12 protein-coding genes are annotated in these 16,138 nt (G+C 71.0%); 7 read left to right on the top strand and 5 right to left on the bottom strand.

Going from position 1 to position 16,138, the window contains the following annotated elements; genetic code table 11:
* On the bottom strand, window positions 1–2,499 hold a 2,499-nt coding region (locus MKK75_RS08565), incomplete at its 3' end, for a penicillin acylase family protein (protein ID WP_244042164.1).
* Window positions 2,496–4,040 carry an acetolactate synthase large subunit gene (locus MKK75_RS08560; protein WP_244042168.1) on the bottom strand — a complete coding sequence of 515 codons (1,545 nt, stop codon included), beginning with the start codon at window positions 4,038–4,040 and terminating at the stop codon, window positions 2,496–2,498. The genes MKK75_RS08565 and MKK75_RS08560, both read right to left, overlap by 4 nt.
* Window positions 4,041–4,252: 212 nt before the next feature.
* On the opposite strand from MKK75_RS08560, the gene MKK75_RS08555 reads away from it, so the two are divergent.
* On the top strand, window positions 4,253–5,848 hold the full coding sequence (locus MKK75_RS08555) for an ABC transporter substrate-binding protein (protein WP_244042163.1): 1,596 nt from the start codon (window positions 4,253–4,255) through the stop codon (window positions 5,846–5,848).
* 5 nt (window positions 5,849–5,853) lie between these two features.
* Window positions 5,854–7,245 carry an amidase gene (locus MKK75_RS08550; RefSeq protein WP_244042162.1) on the top strand — a complete coding sequence of 464 codons (1,392 nt, stop codon included), beginning with the start codon at window positions 5,854–5,856 and terminating at the stop codon, window positions 7,243–7,245.
* Between the two features lie 114 nt (window positions 7,246–7,359).
* On the opposite strand, the gene MKK75_RS08545 is transcribed toward MKK75_RS08550, so the two are convergent.
* Entirely contained in the window at window positions 7,360–8,058 is a 699-nt protein-coding gene (locus MKK75_RS08545) for a sigma-70 family RNA polymerase sigma factor (protein ID WP_244042161.1), read from the bottom strand.
* Window positions 8,059–8,261: 203 nt separating this feature from the next.
* Here MKK75_RS08545 and nthA point away from each other — a divergent pair, with 203 nt between their 5' ends.
* From nthA to MKK75_RS08530, 3 genes are read left to right on the top strand one after another with little or no spacing between them, the layout of a single operon-like run.
* Window positions 8,262–8,909, top strand: coding sequence for a nitrile hydratase subunit alpha (gene nthA / locus MKK75_RS08540; RefSeq protein ID WP_244042160.1), 648 nt, complete (start codon window positions 8,262–8,264; stop codon window positions 8,907–8,909).
* Window positions 8,906–9,565: a nitrile hydratase subunit beta gene (nthB, locus tag MKK75_RS08535; RefSeq protein ID WP_244042159.1), complete on the top strand. Its 660-nt coding sequence runs from the start codon at window positions 8,906–8,908 to the stop codon at window positions 9,563–9,565. Before nthA ends, nthB begins: the two co-directional genes overlap by 4 nt.
* A complete protein-coding gene (locus tag MKK75_RS08530; RefSeq protein ID WP_244042158.1) occupies window positions 9,562–9,885 on the top strand; it encodes a nitrile hydratase accessory protein in 324 nt (107 codons plus the stop codon). Before nthB ends, MKK75_RS08530 begins: the two co-directional genes overlap by 4 nt.
* Here the strand turns inward: MKK75_RS08530 and MKK75_RS08525 are convergent.
* Window positions 9,873–10,748, bottom strand: coding sequence for an MBL fold metallo-hydrolase (locus tag MKK75_RS08525; RefSeq protein ID WP_244042157.1), 876 nt, complete (start codon window positions 10,746–10,748; stop codon window positions 9,873–9,875). The two genes, MKK75_RS08530 and MKK75_RS08525, sit on opposite strands and share 13 nt — an antisense overlap.
* A gap of 58 nt (window positions 10,749–10,806) precedes the next feature.
* Complete coding sequence (locus tag MKK75_RS08520; RefSeq protein WP_244042156.1) at window positions 10,807–11,817, bottom strand: SDR family oxidoreductase; 1,011 nt, start codon at window positions 11,815–11,817, stop codon at window positions 10,807–10,809.
* A 180-nt stretch (window positions 11,818–11,997) separates the two neighbouring features.
* Between MKK75_RS08520 and MKK75_RS08515 the strand changes: the two genes are divergently transcribed.
* Both MKK75_RS08515 and MKK75_RS08510 read left to right on the top strand, forming a co-directional pair.
* On the top strand, window positions 11,998–12,255 hold the full coding sequence (locus MKK75_RS08515) for a hypothetical protein (RefSeq protein ID WP_244042155.1): 258 nt from the start codon (window positions 11,998–12,000) through the stop codon (window positions 12,253–12,255).
* 327 nt (window positions 12,256–12,582) lie between these two features.
* On the top strand, window positions 12,583–15,996 hold the full coding sequence (locus tag MKK75_RS08510) for an acyl-[ACP]--phospholipid O-acyltransferase (protein WP_244042154.1): 3,414 nt from the start codon (window positions 12,583–12,585) through the stop codon (window positions 15,994–15,996).
* The last annotated feature ends 142 nt before the right edge of the window (window positions 15,997–16,138 follow it).

The following is a 16,138-nucleotide window of genomic DNA, read 5'->3' as shown; positions in this document are numbered from 1 at the left end:
CGGTGGGCACTCTCCCTCCCCCCTCTGCGGGGGAGGGTGGCCCGCGAAGCGGGTCGGGAGAGGGGAGCGACGGTGCAAGTGTGAGCGCCGGCCTTCATGAAGCTCGCACCAAATCCGGAAGCCGGGTTCACCTCTCCCGACCCCTGCTGACGCAGGGGCCACCCTCCCCCACAGAGGGGGGAGGGAGCGATGCGGAGACGACCGCCCCCAGGCGCGGTCGGGCCTCAGGCCGGTGAGGGGATGGGCGAACACAGCGTGGTGCAGGCGGCCCCAGGACCAGCCGTTGGGGGCGGTCGTCTCCGCATCGCTCCCTCCCCCCTCTGTGGGGGAGGGTGGCCCCTGCGTCAGCAGGGGTCGGGAGAGGGGAACCCGGCTTCCGGATTTGGTGCGAGCTTCATGAAGGCCGGCGCTCACACTTGCACCGTCGCTCCCCTCTCCCGACCCGCTTCGCGGGCCACCCTCCCCCGCAGAGGGGGGAGGGAGAGTGCCCACCGCATCTGCCGTAAGTCTCCCCATGGGATCCGGCCCCATCCGCTCCAGACAATCCCGGAACGCCGCCCCGAGGGCGTCCGCCAGCAGGGCATCGCGGGTCACGGGGTCGAGGCCTGTTTCCAGCCGCTCGATCAGGCTCTGCGTGTCGCCGGGCGGCAGCAGGCGGCGGGTCCCGGCATCGGGCGCGAGCGCCTTGAGCAGGGCCGGGCGCAGGTGGTGGACCCAGAACACCTCGACGAGGGCGGCCGCGGCGGAATTTGGGTCGAGCACGCCGTCGAACGCGCTCAGCACTGCCTGGGCCGAGGCGACATCCGGGTCCGTCCCTGCCGGCATGGCCTGGACCAGTTCGGCGAGCCGCAGGGCCGGTTCGGAGAAGCCATCGCCCTGAAGCGCCCGTGACTCCTCCAGGCTGTGGCGCGTCTGCCCACCGAGCACCGCGCGGATGCGCCGGGCGCGCCAGGGCTCGGCCCACTCGAACCCGACCTTTCGGACTTCGATCGGGAAATCCGGCGGCAGGTTCATCGCGTTGGCGGTGGCGAGCCAGCCCGCCGCCGGGTCGAGGCTGCGGGGCAGGGCACCGGGATCGTGGAAACCGGCCCAGTCGTAGCGGCCGTCACCCGGCACCGGCAGCAGCCCGTCATGGGCCGGGCGCACCGGCGCCTTGCCGGCCATGAACCACGCGATCCGCCCCGCGGCGTCGGCGTAGAGCTGGTTCACCGAGGGCGCCGACCAGTGGCGCAGGGCGTCGCCGAACGCGTCCGGGCTCGTGGCGCCGAGATAGGCGAGGCTGCCGAGATAGGCGGCAGCGCCCGGCTCCGACCAGACGGTCCGCAGCGCGAAGGCGCGACCGCCCGCCTCGCGGATCACCGGCCCGTGACGCGTGAAGCCGAGCGCCACGGTCTCGTCCGGCCCGCCGCGCACCGGGATCGTTTCGGAGATGCGCCGGATCGGCTCCCAGCCGTCGCCGTACCGATAGCGATCGGGATCGGCCGGGTCGGTCTCGCAGACGAAAAGATCCTCCTGATCCATCGGCGCGATGGTCAGGCTGAAGGCCGCGTGCCCGTTATGGCCGATCGAGATGCCGGGGAGCGCCGGCTCGCCCGCCCCGATCACGTCGAGGCCCGGCGCCGTGAGATGGACGGCGTAGCGGAGCGACGGCTGCAGGTAGACCCGGTGCGGGTCGCTCGCGAGGATCGGCCGGCCGGTCTCGGTGCGCGAGGGCCCGACCACCCAGTTGTTCGAGCCCTCCGCCGGCTCCTTCGGGGCGGCGCGCGCGCCCCGGGTGACGGCGCCGTGCGCGTCGACCTTGCTCCAGGCCCAGGCTTCTTCGCGAGGGGCCGCAAGCCGTTCGGGCGGGAACCCGACCGTCGCGGTGGCCAGACGAAAATCGTCCAGAAGATCGTCCGGCCAGTCGGCGGCGTCGAGGCCGTCTGGAACCACCGGATCGTGCGGCGGGCTGATCCGCTTGCGCAGGTCGTCGGCGGCGAGCCCGGCCGCCCGGGAGTCCGCGCGGGCCAGCACCCGGGCGCGGGCGACCTCGGAGAGGACGTTGCGGACCAGACCATGGCTGCGGATGCGCAGCACGTCCTCCGGCTGCCAGCGGGCCGGGCGCGTGTCGGTGAGCGCGAATTCCGGCGGCCGCAGCGCGGGCTGCGCCTCGGTCAGCGCCACGTAGGCGTTGAGCCCGTCCACGAAGGCCGTGACGATGGCCTTCGTATCCTGCGGACCGTAGGCAGCCCATTCCGCATCCATGTCGCCGCGGTAGAGGAACAGCCGGGCAGCGCGGTCCTGGGCGAGGTAGCCGGGCCCGAAATCCGCCGCCAGCAGGCCGAGGCCGCGCTTGCGCCAGAGGTCGAGCTGCCAGAGCCGGTCGCGCGCCGCGTTGAAGCCCTGCGCCCGGATGGCGTCGAGCACTGTGCCGGCGCGGATATGCGCGAGTCCCCAGCGGTCGATCCGGATCTCGACCGGGCCTTCGAGACCGGAGAGCGTGTAGGCCGTCCCCCTCACAGGGCGACTTCGATCAGGTGCGGCCCCTTGGTGGCCAGCGCGTGCTGGAACGCCGCGATGAAGTCGGGAAGCGTCTCGACGCGCTGCCCCTCCACGCCGAACCCCTTGGCGAGGCTAACCCAATCCAGGGCCGGATCGTCCAGGCTCAGCATGCCAAGGGCCTTCGGGCCCGGATTGAGCGCGCCGACATTGGCGAGCTCCACCCGCAGGATCGCGTAGGAGCGGTTCGACCAGACCAGCGTCACCACGTCGAGGCGCTCGCGCGCCTGGGTCCAGAGCGCCTGGACGGTGTAGAGCCCGCTGCCGTCGGCCTGGAGGTTGATGACCTTCCGGTCCGGGCAGGCCACGGCCGCACCGGTCGCCATCGGGATGCCCAGCCCGATCGAGCCGCCGCTGAGCTGGAGCCAGGTGTGGGGTGCCGCGTCCCGGGTGAGGGCGAAGAAGTTGCGGCCCGTCGTGATCGACTCGTCGCAGATCACCGCGCCCTCGGGGATCAGGGCGCCCAGCACCTGCCCGATCGTGTCCTGGTCGAGGGGACCGGAGGTCGGGAGCGTCGGGCGCGGGCCGGCGGCGACCGGCTCGGCGGGCGGGGCGCCGACGGCCTCGGCCAGCCGCTCCAGGGCGTCGATCTGGTCCTCCTCGGGGGTGGCCAGCGTGATCGTGGAGGAGCCCTCGGGGGCGAGCAGGCTCGGCTTGCCGGGATAGGCGAAGAAGCCCACCGGCGGCGTCGCGCCGATCAGGATGATGTGCCGGAAATCCTTCAGGGCCGCGATGCCCTGGTCGATCGGGTAGGGCAGGCGCTCGATCGGGACCGTGCCGGCACCGCGGTCGATCCGGGCATTCGACGTCATCGCCATCAGCCGTGCGCCGGTCTTGCGGGCGATCCGGTCGGCGATGACCCGGCCTTCGTTCCGCACCGCCCGGTCGCCGAGATGCAGCAGCACCGGCTCGCCGCTGTTGAGCGCCGCGACCGCGGCCGCGATCGCATCGTCGCCGGCCTTCGCCCGCTCGGGGATCGGTGGAACCGGCGCCGGCCCGGTGCCGGGATCCCAGGCGGTGTTGGCGGGCAGGATCAGAGTCGCGACCTGCCCGGGCGCGGTGCGGGCGGCGGCGATCGCGGCGGCACCGTCCGGGCCGATCGCGGCGGCGCTCATTCCCGTCCGGACCCAGGACGACATCGGCCGGGCCAGCCCCTCGATGTCGGAGGTCAGCGGCGCGTTGTATTCCCGGTGATAGGTCGCATGCTCGCCGACGATGTTGACGACCGGGGTGCGCGCCTTCTTGGCGTTGTGGAGGTTGGCCAGCCCGTTGGCGAGGCCGGGCCCCAGGTGGAGCAGGGTCGAGGCCGGCTTGTCGGCCATGCGGGCGTAGCCGTCCGCGGCCCCGGTGGCGCCGCCCTCGAACAGGAACAGCACGCAGCGCATGCCCTCGACCCGGTCGAGGGCGGCCACGAAGTGCATCTCGGAGGTGCCGGGATTGGTGAAGCAGACCTCGACCCCACCTCCCACGAGGGTCCGGACCAGGCTCTCAGCCCCGTTCATGGCGGCCGGCATCCCATCGCTCACGGGCATCTCCCCTCTCGCTGGCACCCTGCGCGGCGCCACGGATTCTGTATTATCGTGACGCCGTGGCGGCTCAGCGCAAGGGGCGGCGGGTGACATCTCCCGTTCGCCGGACGCCGGCATGATGGCGCTGTCTGGCGCGGGACTTGCCGGGGGCGAGCCGCACCGTCCACCATTGGGGTCCGATGAGAATGCGCCGCCCGATTGCCGCCGCCCTGGCCGGATTCATCTTCTTGGCGGGGCCTGCCAGCGCCGAGAGCGTGCTGCGCATCGCCATGACGGCCTCCGACATCCCCACCACCACGGGGATGCCCAACAACGGCTTCGAGGGCATGCGCTTCCTCGGCTACCCGATCTTCGAGGGGCTGGTGCAATGGGACCTGACGCGCACCACCAAGCTCGCCGGCATCATCCCGGCGCTCGCCGAGCGGTGGGAGCAGGACCCGAACGACAAGTCGGTCTGGACCTTCCACCTCCGCCAGGGCGTGAAGTTCCATGACGGCACCCCGTTCAACGCCGACGCTGTGATCTGGAACCTCGACCGCTACTTCAAGAACGACAGCCCGCAATTCGAGGCGCAGGGCGCCGGCATTTCCCGGGCCCGGGCGCCGCTGGTCGGCAGCTACAGGAAGGTCGATGATTCGACCGTCCAGATCACCACGACGCAGGTGGCATCCTACTTCCCCTACATGGTGGTCTACCTGCTGTTCACGTCGCCCCAATCCTTCGAGAAGGCGGGGCGCGACTGGAGCAAGGTGGCGTCCCTGCCGGCGGCCGGAACCGGGCCCTTCAAGATCACCCGCGTCGCCCCGCGGGAGGCGGTCGATCTCGCTCGGTTCGACGGCTACTGGGATCCGAACCGGATGGCCAAGGTCGACAAGGTCCGGCTGCTGCCGATCCCGGAGGCGAATGCCCGGGTCGCCGCCCTGCGGTCGGGGCAGGTCGACTGGATCGAGGTACCGGCCCCCGACGCGATCCCGTCCCTGAAGCAGGCAGGCTTCACCATCACCACGGGCTCGTACCCGCATGTCTGGCCCTACATCTACAACATGGGCGCCAAGGACAGCCCGCTGAAGGACGTGCGCGTCCGGCAGGCCCTGAACTACTGCGTCGACCGAGCCGGAATCGTCGAGCTCCTCAACGGCACGGCCGAGCCGGCCTCCGGCTGGCTCAACGACAAGGACCCGAATTTCGGCACGCCGAAGAACCGCTACACGTTCGACGCCGCCAAGGGGAAGGCGCTGCTCGCCGAGGCGGGCTTCACCGACGCGAAGCCCCTGAAGCTCAAGGTGATGATCTCGTCCTCGGGCTCCGGCCAGATGCTGCCGATGCCGATGAACGAGTACCTGCAGGAGAACCTGAAGCAGGCCTGCAACGTCGAACTGAGCTTCAACGTGGTCGAGTGGCAGGTGCTGCTGAATGCGAGCCGGGCGCTGCCGGACGCCCAGAGCCTCCAGGGCTCGATGGCGCTCAACGTGTCCTCGCCCTCCTCCGATGCCAGCGTGATGGCGCGCTACTTCGCGGGCGACCGATTCCCGCCGAACGGCTTCAACTTCCCCAACTGGAAGGACGATCAGTTCGACGCCGCCCTCAAGGCGCTCGCCGAGACCACCGACGCCAAGGTGATCGACGCGCAGACCACGATCGCCCACGAGCGCCTCGTGGACAACCCGCCCTGGCTGTTCGTCGTCCACGACCTCAATCCCCGTGGCATGTCCAAGAAGATCCACGGATTCGTCTCGCCGCAATCCTGGTTCGTCGACCTCACCCTCGTCAGCGTGCAGTAAAACCGATGCCCGATCTCGATCCCGTCCACGCCTCAGCGGCCGAGCTCGCCCGGGCGATCCGTGCGCGCAGCCTCTCGCCGGTCGACGCGGTCGACGCGCTGCTCGGACGCGTCGACCAGCTGGAGCCGAAGCTCCAGGCCTTCACGGAGGTCTTCTCCGCGGATGCACGCCTCGCCGCCGAGGGGGCGGAAAGGGCGATCCGGTCGGGCCACGCGGTGGGGCCGCTCCACGGCGTGCCGGTGGTGCTGAAGGACCTGATCGACCTGGAGGGCCGGATCACCATGGGCGGATCCGCCGCCCACCGCACGAGGCGGGCCGAACGCACCGCCACCGTCGCCCGGCGCCTGATCGCGCAAGGGATGATCGTGCTGGGCAAGACCCACACGGTGGAGTTCGCCTATGGCGGCTGGGGCACCAACCCGCATCTCGGCACGCCCTGGAATCCCTGGGATGCGGAGGTTGCGCGCACCCCCGGCGGGTCGAGCAGCGGCACCGGCGTGGCGGTGGCGGCCCGGATGGCGCCCTGGGGCATCGGCACCGATACCGGCGGCTCCGTGCGCCTGCCGTCGGCCTTCTGCGGACTGACGGGGCTCAAGGTGACGGTCGGGCGCGTCTCGACCTGGGGAATCGTGCCGCTCTCGACCACGCTGGACTCGCCCGGCCCGCTCGCCCGCACGGTGGAGGATGCGGCACTCCTCTACGAGGCGATCTCCGGCCCCGATCCGCTGGATCCGACGACCCGCGGCGTGGCGCCGGACTCCCCCTGGCCGACGCTCAACCGCGGGGTGCGCGGCCTGCGTTTGGGCCGCATGCCGGCGGTCGAGCGCGACGGCGTCGCCGCCGACATGCTGGCTGCCTACGACGACGCCCTCGACCAGCTCGCCCGCGCGGGCGCGGAGATCGTGGACGTGGCCCTGCCATTCCGGTTCAGCGACTGCGTGGCGATGAGCGCGATCACCAACGCAGAGGCCTATCTCGTCAACGGCGCCCTGGCGGAGGACCCGTCCTCACAGCTCGGCGATGCCGTGCGGGCGCGGATCCTGGCCGGTGCCACGGTCTCGGCGCAGGATTATCTCGCCACGCTCCAGCGCCGCGCCGCCATGAAGCAGGCCTATGCCGCAGCGCTCGATGGGATCGACGCCCTGCTGACGCCGACGACGGAATCAGCGGCCGTGCCGCTCGCCGCGGTCGACGAGGGGCATCTGCCTTCGCGCTTCACCCGGTTCGGGAACCTGCTCGATCTCTGCGCCCTGGCGCTGCCGAACGGCTACACCGCCGCGGGCCTGCCGCTCTCGCTGCAGATCGTCTGCCGCGGCTACGACGAGGCGATGGCGCTGCGGATCGGGCAAGCCTACCAGCAGGCCACCGAATGGCACCTGCGCCGGCCAGCCTTGTGAGGCGTGCGGTCGGGCAGCGCGTCACCGGTCGAACAAGCCCCCGATCGACGCGAGCCACCACCAGGCAAACCGATTGCTTCGCGCCGCTGGCAAAGACGCGCGGGCGCGCATCCCTCAAGCCGCCGGCGCCTGCCCGGCCACGACCACGCCGAGGGTTCCGAGCAGCGAGGACCGGGCCCGGCTCACCCGGCTCTTCACCGTGCCGACCTGACAGCCGAGCTTGCTCGCCGCCTCCTCGTAGGTGTGGCCCTCGGCGCCGACCAGCAGCAGCGCTTGCCGCTGCGCCGCGGGCAGCCCTTCGAGGCGCGCCCACACGACCTTGAGGGTGCTGGCATCCTCCTGATCGGCGAGGCTCGTCATCTGGCCGGCATGCGACCCGTCGACATCCTCGATCTCGCGCCGGGTCTTGCGCAACTCCGAGTAGAACTGGTTGCGCAGGATCGTGAACAGCCACGCGGTGAAGTTCGTGCCGGGGCGGAACCGCTCCTGATTGGCCCAGGCCTTCACGAACGTCTCCTGCACGAGGTCGTCGGCTCGATTGACGTCCCCCGCCAGCGACAGCGCGAAGGTGCGCAGGGCCGGCAGCGCCTTGATGATGTCGCCGCGGAAATCGAACGGCACGGTCTGGCCATGGGCCGCGACCGCGATCTCGAACCGCGCGACCAGATCGCTAAGCTGACCCGGCAGCGGCTCCTGCTCGACCAGCTTGAAATAGTCGCGGATGGGCAGGGCAAGGTGCTGGCCGATGGCCGTGGCGTAGCCGACGGCCGTCCGATCGCCCTCGCTCGACGGCTTCGCGGCGTCTTCGATCATGAACGTGTCCTGATCCCGTTACTGATATATTGGAACTGATCTAACGTCGGTAACCGCCGAATTATGAACCGATACCAAACGCTCCCGCCGGTATTGGTTGATAGGGCCAACGTGGCCATAACGGCCGAGGTTAATCCATCCATGCGTCGGGGCTGGCAGCGGCCTGTCCGCCGGTGCAGACTGCGCACCGTGAGGAGAGCGGGATGAGCCACCACCACGCGGATCACGATCACGTGCATCACGGCAGCGACCTTTCGCCGGTCGAGGCCCGGGTGCGGGCGCTGGAATCGCTGCTCACCGAGAAGGGCTATCTCGACCCGGCGGCCCTCGACGCGCTGGTCGAGCTCTACGAGACTAAGGTCGGCCCACACCTGGGCGCGCGGGTCGTCGCCCGGGCCTGGGTCGATCCGGCGTTCCGGGCGCGGCTGCTGGCCGAGGCCACGCCGGCGATCGCCGAGCTCGGCATCGGCGGCCGGGGCGGCGAGCACATGGTGGTGGTCGAGAACACCCCGGAGACGCACAACTTGGTCGTCTGCACCCTGTGCTCCTGCTATCCCTGGCCGGTGCTGGGCCTGCCGCCCGTCTGGTACAAGGCGCCGCCCTACCGGGCCCGGGCGGTGATCGACCCGCGCGGCGTGCTCGCCGAATTCGGGGTGACGCTGCCGGAGACGACGCGCATCACGGTCTGGGATTCGACCGCCGAGACCCGCTACATGGTCCTGCCGTTGCGCCCCGCCGGCACCGAGGGCTTCTCCGAAGAGGCCCTTGCCGCCCTCGTCACCCGCGATGCCATGATCGGCACCGGGCTGCCCAAGGCGCTCCCGGTCGAACCCGTGGAGATGCCGGTATGAACGGGGCCCAGGATCTCGGCGGCGCGCACGGCTTCGGGCCGGTGGTGCCGGAGCCGGACGAGCCGGTGTTCCACGCCGCCTGGGAGCGGCGCGTCTTCGCGATGGCGCTCGCCATGGGCTACACCGGCGCCTGGAACCTCGACGGCAGCCGCGCCGCCCGCGAGTCGCTGCCGCCGGCCGAGTACCTCGCGTCGAGCTACTACGCGATCTGGCTGAAGGCCCTGGAGAAGCAGCTCGCCGCCACCGGACTGGCCACACCCGCCGAGATCGAAACCGGCCGTGCCGCCGAGCCGGCCAAGCCCGTCGCGCGGGTCCTCGCCCGCGACGGCCTGGAGGAACGCTTCCGGGCCGGCTTCCCGAGCAGCCGGGCGACCGACGCCCCCGCCCGCTTCGCGCCCGGCGACGCGGTCCAGGCCCGCAACATCCACCCGACCACCCACACGAGGCTGCCGCGCTACGTCCGCGGCAAGCGTGGCCATATCGTGCGGGTCGACGGGGTCTTCGTCTATCCCGACACCAGCGCCCACGGGGCCGGCGAGAACCCGACCTGGCTCTACACGGTCGCGTTCAGCGCGCAGGAGCTGTGGGGCGAGAGCGGCGATCCCGGCGGGACCGTCACGGTGGCGGCCTTCGAACCCTATCTGGAGCCCGCGTGACCGAACCGTCGCCGAGCCCCTTCGCGGCCCCCTGGGAGGCCCAGGTCTTCGCCATGGTGGTGAGCCTGCGCGAGGCCGGGCTGTTCACGTGGTCGGACTGGGCGGAGCGCCTCGGCCGGGGGATCCGCCCGGCGGATGGCCCCGAGGGCGCCGCCGATTACGGCGCGTGGCTCGCGACCCTGGAGGGGATTCTGGCCGAGCGCGGCGTGGCCGAGGCCGAGAGCGTCGCGGCGCGCACGGAGGCGTTCCGTCGGGCCGCCGCGGCGACGCCACACGGGGAGCCGATCCGCCTGGAGAACGACCCGCTCTACCGGCCCTGAACCCGGAGGCTGTCGAGGGGCACCGGGGCCGCGTGCGACCGGCCGCTCATCAGCTGGTCGAGGAGCGCCAGCACCTCCGGCCGCCCGCAATTGCGCGCCGGCTCGAACGGTGTCCAAGTCTGCGCGAAGTCGAGGCGCTCGAACACGTCCCGGTAGCGGCGCAATTCGCTCGGCGTGAGCGGCACGCCGCGCACGAAGGCCTTGTGGGCCGAGATCGTGGTGGCGCGCCGAAAATCCGCCGGATCGAGCTCGAACTTCAGCGCGTCGCCGCAGAAGCAGATCTTTCGCGCGCGGTCGTACAGGATCGCGTGGCCGTCGAAATGACCGGCGGTGCGGTGCAGCTCCAGGCCGGGCAGCGGCTCCAGGAAATCGTCATAGGGCCAGCTCACCTGCAGCGCCGCGCTCCAGGTGAAGTCGGCGGCGGGCAGGCACAGTTCCGGATCGAACCGGTCCTGCAATTGCGGCAGCGCCCCGTAGGAATGAGGATGCGAGGCCGAGAGCACCGCCATGCCGCCGAGCCGCGCGATCTGATCGAGGGCGGCGTCGCTGAAGACCGGGCAGCCCTCGAAGCCCATATTCCCGTGCTCGGTCTGGATCAGGTAGGCGGAGGGACCGATGCCGGAGACCGGCTCGTTCCAGAACCGCCAGATTCCCGGCTCCAGTTCCTGCCAGTGGCAGGGGAAGGCGTCCTGCGCCTCCCGGGCGGTGCGGAAGCGCCAGCCGTCCTGCGGCACGACGTGGCGGGCGTCGAGGCACATCGGGCAGGCGGCCGGCGCCTCGAAATGGCGCTGCCAGAACCCGCAATTGTCGCAGGTATAGGCGGGCAGCTTCAGGGCCCCCGCGAAGGGCAGATAGCCGGGCATTTTTTCGGACCTCCCTCGGGGCTGCAGCTGTAGCAGGCGGTACGCTTGCGCGCAGCTGTCAGGTCCGGCCCGGCAGCCGGCGCGCCGAGCGGGCAGCGTGGATCGTGCCGGCGAGCCCGATCACCGCCAGCCCGGCGAGCCCGCCGACCACCAGATCCCGGGTGCGGCTCGTGACGAACTCGGCCCGGCTCGCCTTGGTCCGGCCGGAGAAACGGCCGTCGATCCCGACCGGGCCCGGCACGGGCTCGTAGAGGTTGCCCTCCATCTCGGGGATGGTCTGGTCGGAGAGCTGGGCCGACCACATAGAGGCGGCCTTGCGGTCGGCGAAAGCCGGGGCGAGCGCCTGCGCGGCCGCCATGATCATCGACGAGCGCCCGACCCAGACCTCCCGGCGCGGATGCTCGACAGCGTACAGGATCGCCTCGGCACAGAGCCGCGGGTCGAAGACCGGATCGGGGGCGTATTGCCGGTGCCCGGTCCGGTTGCGCGCCCAGTTGAACTGGGGCGTGTTGACCGCCGGCAGGTAGATGACGCTGAGGCTGACGTTCACCCGGTCGTGCAGCAACTCGCAGCGCAGGGCGTCGGTGAAGCCCGAGACCGCGAACTTCGCCGCGCAGTAGGGTGCCTGCAGCGGTGCGGCCCGGACCGCGAGGCCGGAGGAGACCTGAATGATCGCGCCCCGGTTACGCCGCTTCATGTAGCGCAGGGCGGCGAGCGTCCCGTAGACCTGGCTCAGATAGGTGGTCTCGGTGACCCGCCGGTACTCGTCCGGGGTGATCCGGTCGGCCGGATTCACCACGGTCGACATGGCGTTGTTCACCCAGGCGCGGATCGGCCCGAGCTCGGCCTCGATCCGCGCGGCGGCCGCGTCGACGGCCTCCGGGTCGGCGACATCGGCGCTGATCGTCAGCACCGGCTGCCCGTAGGCCGCGAGCGCCCGCTCGGCCGCGGCGAGCCGGTTCGCATCGCGCGCGATGACAGCCACCGACCATCCGCGCTCCGCGAAGGCGTGCGCCGTCGCCAGCCCGATGCCGGCCGTCCCGCCGGTCACGACCGCAACCCGAGCCATATCCACCTCGCCCTCGATGAAGATCCGGACGGCAACCCGGGATCGCGACGGTCGGTTGCGCTGCGGCATCGGGCCGGAACGTCACGGGGGTCCGAATTCGCATCCTGCGACGCAACGACCGAGTCCGGCCGCTGTTAACCGTCTGTGCTGCGTCATGCCGAACCACCGAGGGTCGAAGTCATGCGCTCCGGACGACATTTTTCCCTGCCGATCGACCCCTGGCCTCAGGCCTCTCTGGCCGAGCGGACGGCGGTCGGGATGGTGCTGACCTTCCTGCTGCTCCTGCCGGCCTGCGCGGCCGGCGCCGTGCTCGTCGTGATCTCGATGATCGCAACGCACATATACTGGTCCTACGATCTCGGCGCCTCCCTGCACGGCCTCATCGTCCGCCAGGCCCGCATCTTGGGCCGCCCCGGCCGGGTCGTCCGGAAGGTCTGAGGGCCGGGCCCTTTCCCGGGCGCATGGAGCGCCAGCGGAATGCGACCCGGGACCCAGCACACGACGTCGCGAAGCGTCGATCTGGATCACCCTGTGCCGCTGACGCGGCGCTTCGTGCGCTGGGTCCCGGATCAGGTTCCGCTTCGCTCCACCTGTTCGGGAAAGGCTGCGCGCGTCACGAGCCCGCGGGCGCCGATCCCCCGCCGCGCAGCCGTGCGGGTCCGCACGGCGAGGTCCCCCGCCGCCGCGATCTCTGTGTGTTGGCCGCGCGCTGATTTGACCTGACCGTATGGGTTGGGCCAGTCAGGTTCGGAACGAGAGATCGCCATGTTCCGTACCTTGATGACTGCGCGGCGCTTCGCGCCGCTGTTCTGGTGCCAGTTCTTCTCGGCGTTCAACGACAATTTCCTGAAGAACGCGCTGGCCTTCCTGATCCTGTTCGGGGTCGGCGGCGAGGCGGATGCCCATGCGGGCGTCCTCGTGACGCTCGCGAGCGCGGTGTTCATCGGGCCGTTCTTCATCCTGTCGGGCCTCGGCGGCCAGTGGGCCGACCGATACGACAAGGCGCTGATGGCCCGGCGGCTCAAATTCGCGGAGATCTTCGCGGCCGGCACCGCGGTGCTGGGCTTCCTCCTGCATTCCGTACCGGTGCTGTTCGTGGCGCTCGGCCTGTTCGGGACGATCGCGGCGCTGTTCGGCCCGATCAAGTACGGGATCCTGCCCGATCACCTGCGCCGCGAGGAGCTGCCCGCCGGCAACGCCCTGGTGGAGGCCGCGACCTTCCTGGCGATCCTGCTCGGCACGATCGCGGCCGGGGCCGCCTCGGCGATGGGCGGGTCCGGGCTGGTGTTCGGTATCCTGGTGATGGGCTTCGCCGTCCTGTGCTGGCTGTCGGCCCGGATGATCCCGGCGACCGGGGAGGGGGCGCCGGACCTGCATGTCGACCGCAACATCGCCCGCTCGACCGGATCGCTGCTGCGCGACCTCTGGTCCGATGCCCGGTTATGGCGCGGCTCGCTGATCGTGAGCTGGTTCTGGCTGGTCGGCGTGGTGGTGCTGTCGCTCCTGCCCGTGCTGGTGCGCGGCGCCTTCAACGGCACCGAGACCGTGATCACGCTGCTGCTCGCGCTGTTCTCGATCGGCATCGCGCTGGGCTCCGGCCTCGCCTCCTGGCTCGCCAGCGGCCGGATCGTGCTGCTGCCGACGCCGGTCGGCGCCGTGCTGATGGGCCTGTTCGGCCTCGACCTCGCCTGGACGATCGGTCACCTGCCGCCGTCGCCCGCGGCGCCGATCGGCCCGTTCGACTTCCTGGCGACCGGCCACGGCCTGCGCACCGGGATCGACTTCCTGGGACTCGCCATCTCGGGCGGCCTCTACATCGTCCCGTCCTTCGCGGCCGTGCAGGCTTGGGCCGAGAAGGCGATGCGGGCGCGGATCATCGGCGCAGTCAACGTCATGACGGCGGCCTTCATGGTGGCCGGAACCCTCGCGCTCGCCGCGCTCCAGGGCGCCGGCCTCTCGATCGCCAGCCTGCTCGCTCTGGTGGCGGTGCTGAACCTGATCGTCGGCGCCATCGTGTTCGCGACCCTGCCGACGAGCCCGTTCCGCGACGCCCTGTCGATCCTGTTCCGGGCGTTCTACCGGCTGGAGGTCCGCGGCTTCGACAACCTCGCGGCGGCCGGGCCGAACGCCATCGTGGCCCTCAACCACGTGTCGTTCCTCGATGCGCCGCTCGCCCTGTCGCTGCTCGATCAGGAGCCGGTCTTCGCGGTCGACAGCGGGATCGCCCAGCGCTGGTGGGTGCGGCCGTTCCTGCGGGTCACCAAGGCGATGCCGCTGGACCCGACGCGCCCGCTCGCCACGCGCACGCTGATCAACGCCGTCAAGAACGGCGAGACCCTGATCATCTTTCCAGAAGGCCGGCTCACGGTCACCGGCAGCCTGATGAAGGTCTATGACGGCGCCGGGCTGATCGCCGACAAGTCCGCCGCGATGGTGGTGCCGGTCAAGATCGACGGGCTGGAGCGCACCGTCTTCTCGCGGCTGTCGCGCCGGCAGGTCAGCCGCACGTGGTGGCCGAAGGTGATCGTGACGGTGATGCCGCCGGTCCGCCTGACCGTGGACCCCGCTCTCAAGGGCAAGGCCCGGCGGCAGGCGGCGGGCGCGGCCCTCTACGGGATCATGTCGGACCTCGTGTTCCGCACCACCGACATCGACCGCGGCCTGATGGCGGCGCTGATCGAGGCGGGCGACCTCCACGGCTGGCGCCGCAACGCCCTGGAGGACCCGGTCGGCGGGCGGCTGACCTACGGTCGGCTGGTCATGGGCGCCAACATCCTGGGCCGCAAGCTCATGCCGCTCGCCCCGGTGGGCGGCCGGATCGGCGTGATGCTGCCGAACGCCAACGGCGCCGCCGTGACGCTGTTCGCGCTCGCCTCCGCGGGCCGGGTGCCGGCGATGATCAACTTTTCCGCCGGCCCCGCCAACGTGCTCTCGGCCTGCCGGGCCGCGGAGGTGAGCAAAGTCCTGACGTCGCGCGCGTTCATCGAGAAGGGGCGCCTCGGGCCGCTGATCGAGGCGATCCGCGGCTCGGTCGAGCTGATCTACCTGGAGGACGTGCGGGCCGGCATCACGACCGGGGACAAGATCCGCGGCTTCCTCGCCCCCCGCCGCCCGCTGGTGGCGCGCTCCGGCGAGGATCCGGGGGCGGTGCTGTTCACCTCCGGCAGCGAGGGTACGCCCAAAGGCGTGGTGCTGGCCAACCGCTGCATGCTCGCCAACGTGGCGCAGGTCGCGGCCCGGATCGATTTCGGGCCGATGGACAAGGTGTTCAACGTGCTGCCGGTATTCCACGCCTTCGGCCTCACGGCCGGGCTGGTCCTGCCCCTGGTCTCGGGCGTGCCGGTCTATCTCTACCCGTCGCCGCTGCACTACCGGATCGTGCCCGAGCTGATCTACGGCTCGAACAGCACCGTGCTGTTCGGGACCGACACGTTCCTGACCGGCTATGCCCGGGCGGCCCATTCCTACGATCTGCGCTCGCTGCGCTACGTGGTGGCCGGCGCCGAGGCCGTGAAGGAGACCACCCGGAGGACCTGGGCGGAAAAGTTCGGCCTGCGCATCCTGGAGGGCTACGGCGTCACCGAGTGCGGGCCGGTGGTGGCGCTCAACACGCCGATGTTCAACCGCTTCGGCACGGTCGGGCGGATCCTGCCGGGCATCGAGACGCGGCTGGAGCCGGTGCCGGGGATCGAAGAGGGCGGCCGCCTCTCGGTGAAGGGCCCCAACATCATGCTGGGCTACCTGCGCGCCGAGGCGCCCGGGATGCTGGAGCCGCCGCCGGGGGGCTGGCACGACACCGGCGACATCGTGGCGATCGACGCGACGGGCTTCGTGACGATCAAGGGCCGGGCCAAGCGCTTCGCCAAGATCGCGGGTGAGATGGTGTCGCTCGCCGGTATCGAGGCGCTGGCGGCCGATCTCTGGCCCGACCGCCTGAGTGCCGTGGCGGCGGTGCCGGACGCGCGCAAGGGCGAGCGCTTGATCCTGTTCACGCAGGCGAAGGACGCGACGCGATCCGCCTACCAGAGCTTCGCCAAGGGCCGCGGCGCCTCGGACGTCGCGATTCCCGCCGAGGTGGTGGTGCTGGAGGCGATCCCGATGCTCGGCACCGGCAAGGTCGACCAGGTGGCGGTGACCAAGCTGGCGCTGGAACGGGCGAAGGAATCCGCCGCGGCCTGAGGGCTTTCCCGCGCCGGCCCGGAACCGTCACACCGCATCACCCAAACGGAGGATGCGACAACCCCTGGTATACATTCGTATCACGAATACAGTCCCGATTCGATCCTGTGACGCGATCGGGCCACCGGGCTGGATATCGTTG

This window comes from Methylobacterium sp. J-030, assembly GCF_022829545.1.
Classification (GTDB): domain Bacteria; phylum Pseudomonadota; class Alphaproteobacteria; order Rhizobiales; family Beijerinckiaceae; genus Methylobacterium.
This window is presented reverse-complemented; position numbering and strand designations above follow the sequence as displayed.

Bases quoted from the DNA above. Each gene is read 5' to 3' on its own strand.
- MKK75_RS08560 (WP_244042168.1), bottom strand. From the start codon at position 4,040: ATGAACGGGGCTGAGAGCCTGGTCCGGACCCTCGTGGGAGGTGGGGTC.
- MKK75_RS08555 (WP_244042163.1), top strand. From the start codon at position 4,253: ATGCGCCGCCCGATTGCCGCCGCCCTGGCCGGATTCATCTTCTTGGCG.
- MKK75_RS08550 (WP_244042162.1), top strand. From the start codon at position 5,854: ATGCCCGATCTCGATCCCGTCCACGCCTCAGCGGCCGAGCTCGCCCGG.
- MKK75_RS08545 (WP_244042161.1), bottom strand. From the start codon at position 8,058: ATGATCGAAGACGCCGCGAAGCCGTCGAGCGAGGGCGATCGGACGGCC.
- nthA (WP_244042160.1), top strand. From the start codon at position 8,262: ATGAGCCACCACCACGCGGATCACGATCACGTGCATCACGGCAGCGAC.
- nthB (WP_244042159.1), top strand. From the start codon at position 8,906: ATGAACGGGGCCCAGGATCTCGGCGGCGCGCACGGCTTCGGGCCGGTG.
- MKK75_RS08525 (WP_244042157.1), bottom strand. From the start codon at position 10,748: ATGCCCGGCTATCTGCCCTTCGCGGGGGCCCTGAAGCTGCCCGCCTAT.
- MKK75_RS08520 (WP_244042156.1), bottom strand. From the start codon at position 11,817: ATGGCTCGGGTTGCGGTCGTGACCGGCGGGACGGCCGGCATCGGGCTG.
- MKK75_RS08515 (WP_244042155.1), top strand. From the start codon at position 11,998: ATGCGCTCCGGACGACATTTTTCCCTGCCGATCGACCCCTGGCCTCAG.
- MKK75_RS08510 (WP_244042154.1), top strand. From the start codon at position 12,583: ATGTTCCGTACCTTGATGACTGCGCGGCGCTTCGCGCCGCTGTTCTGG.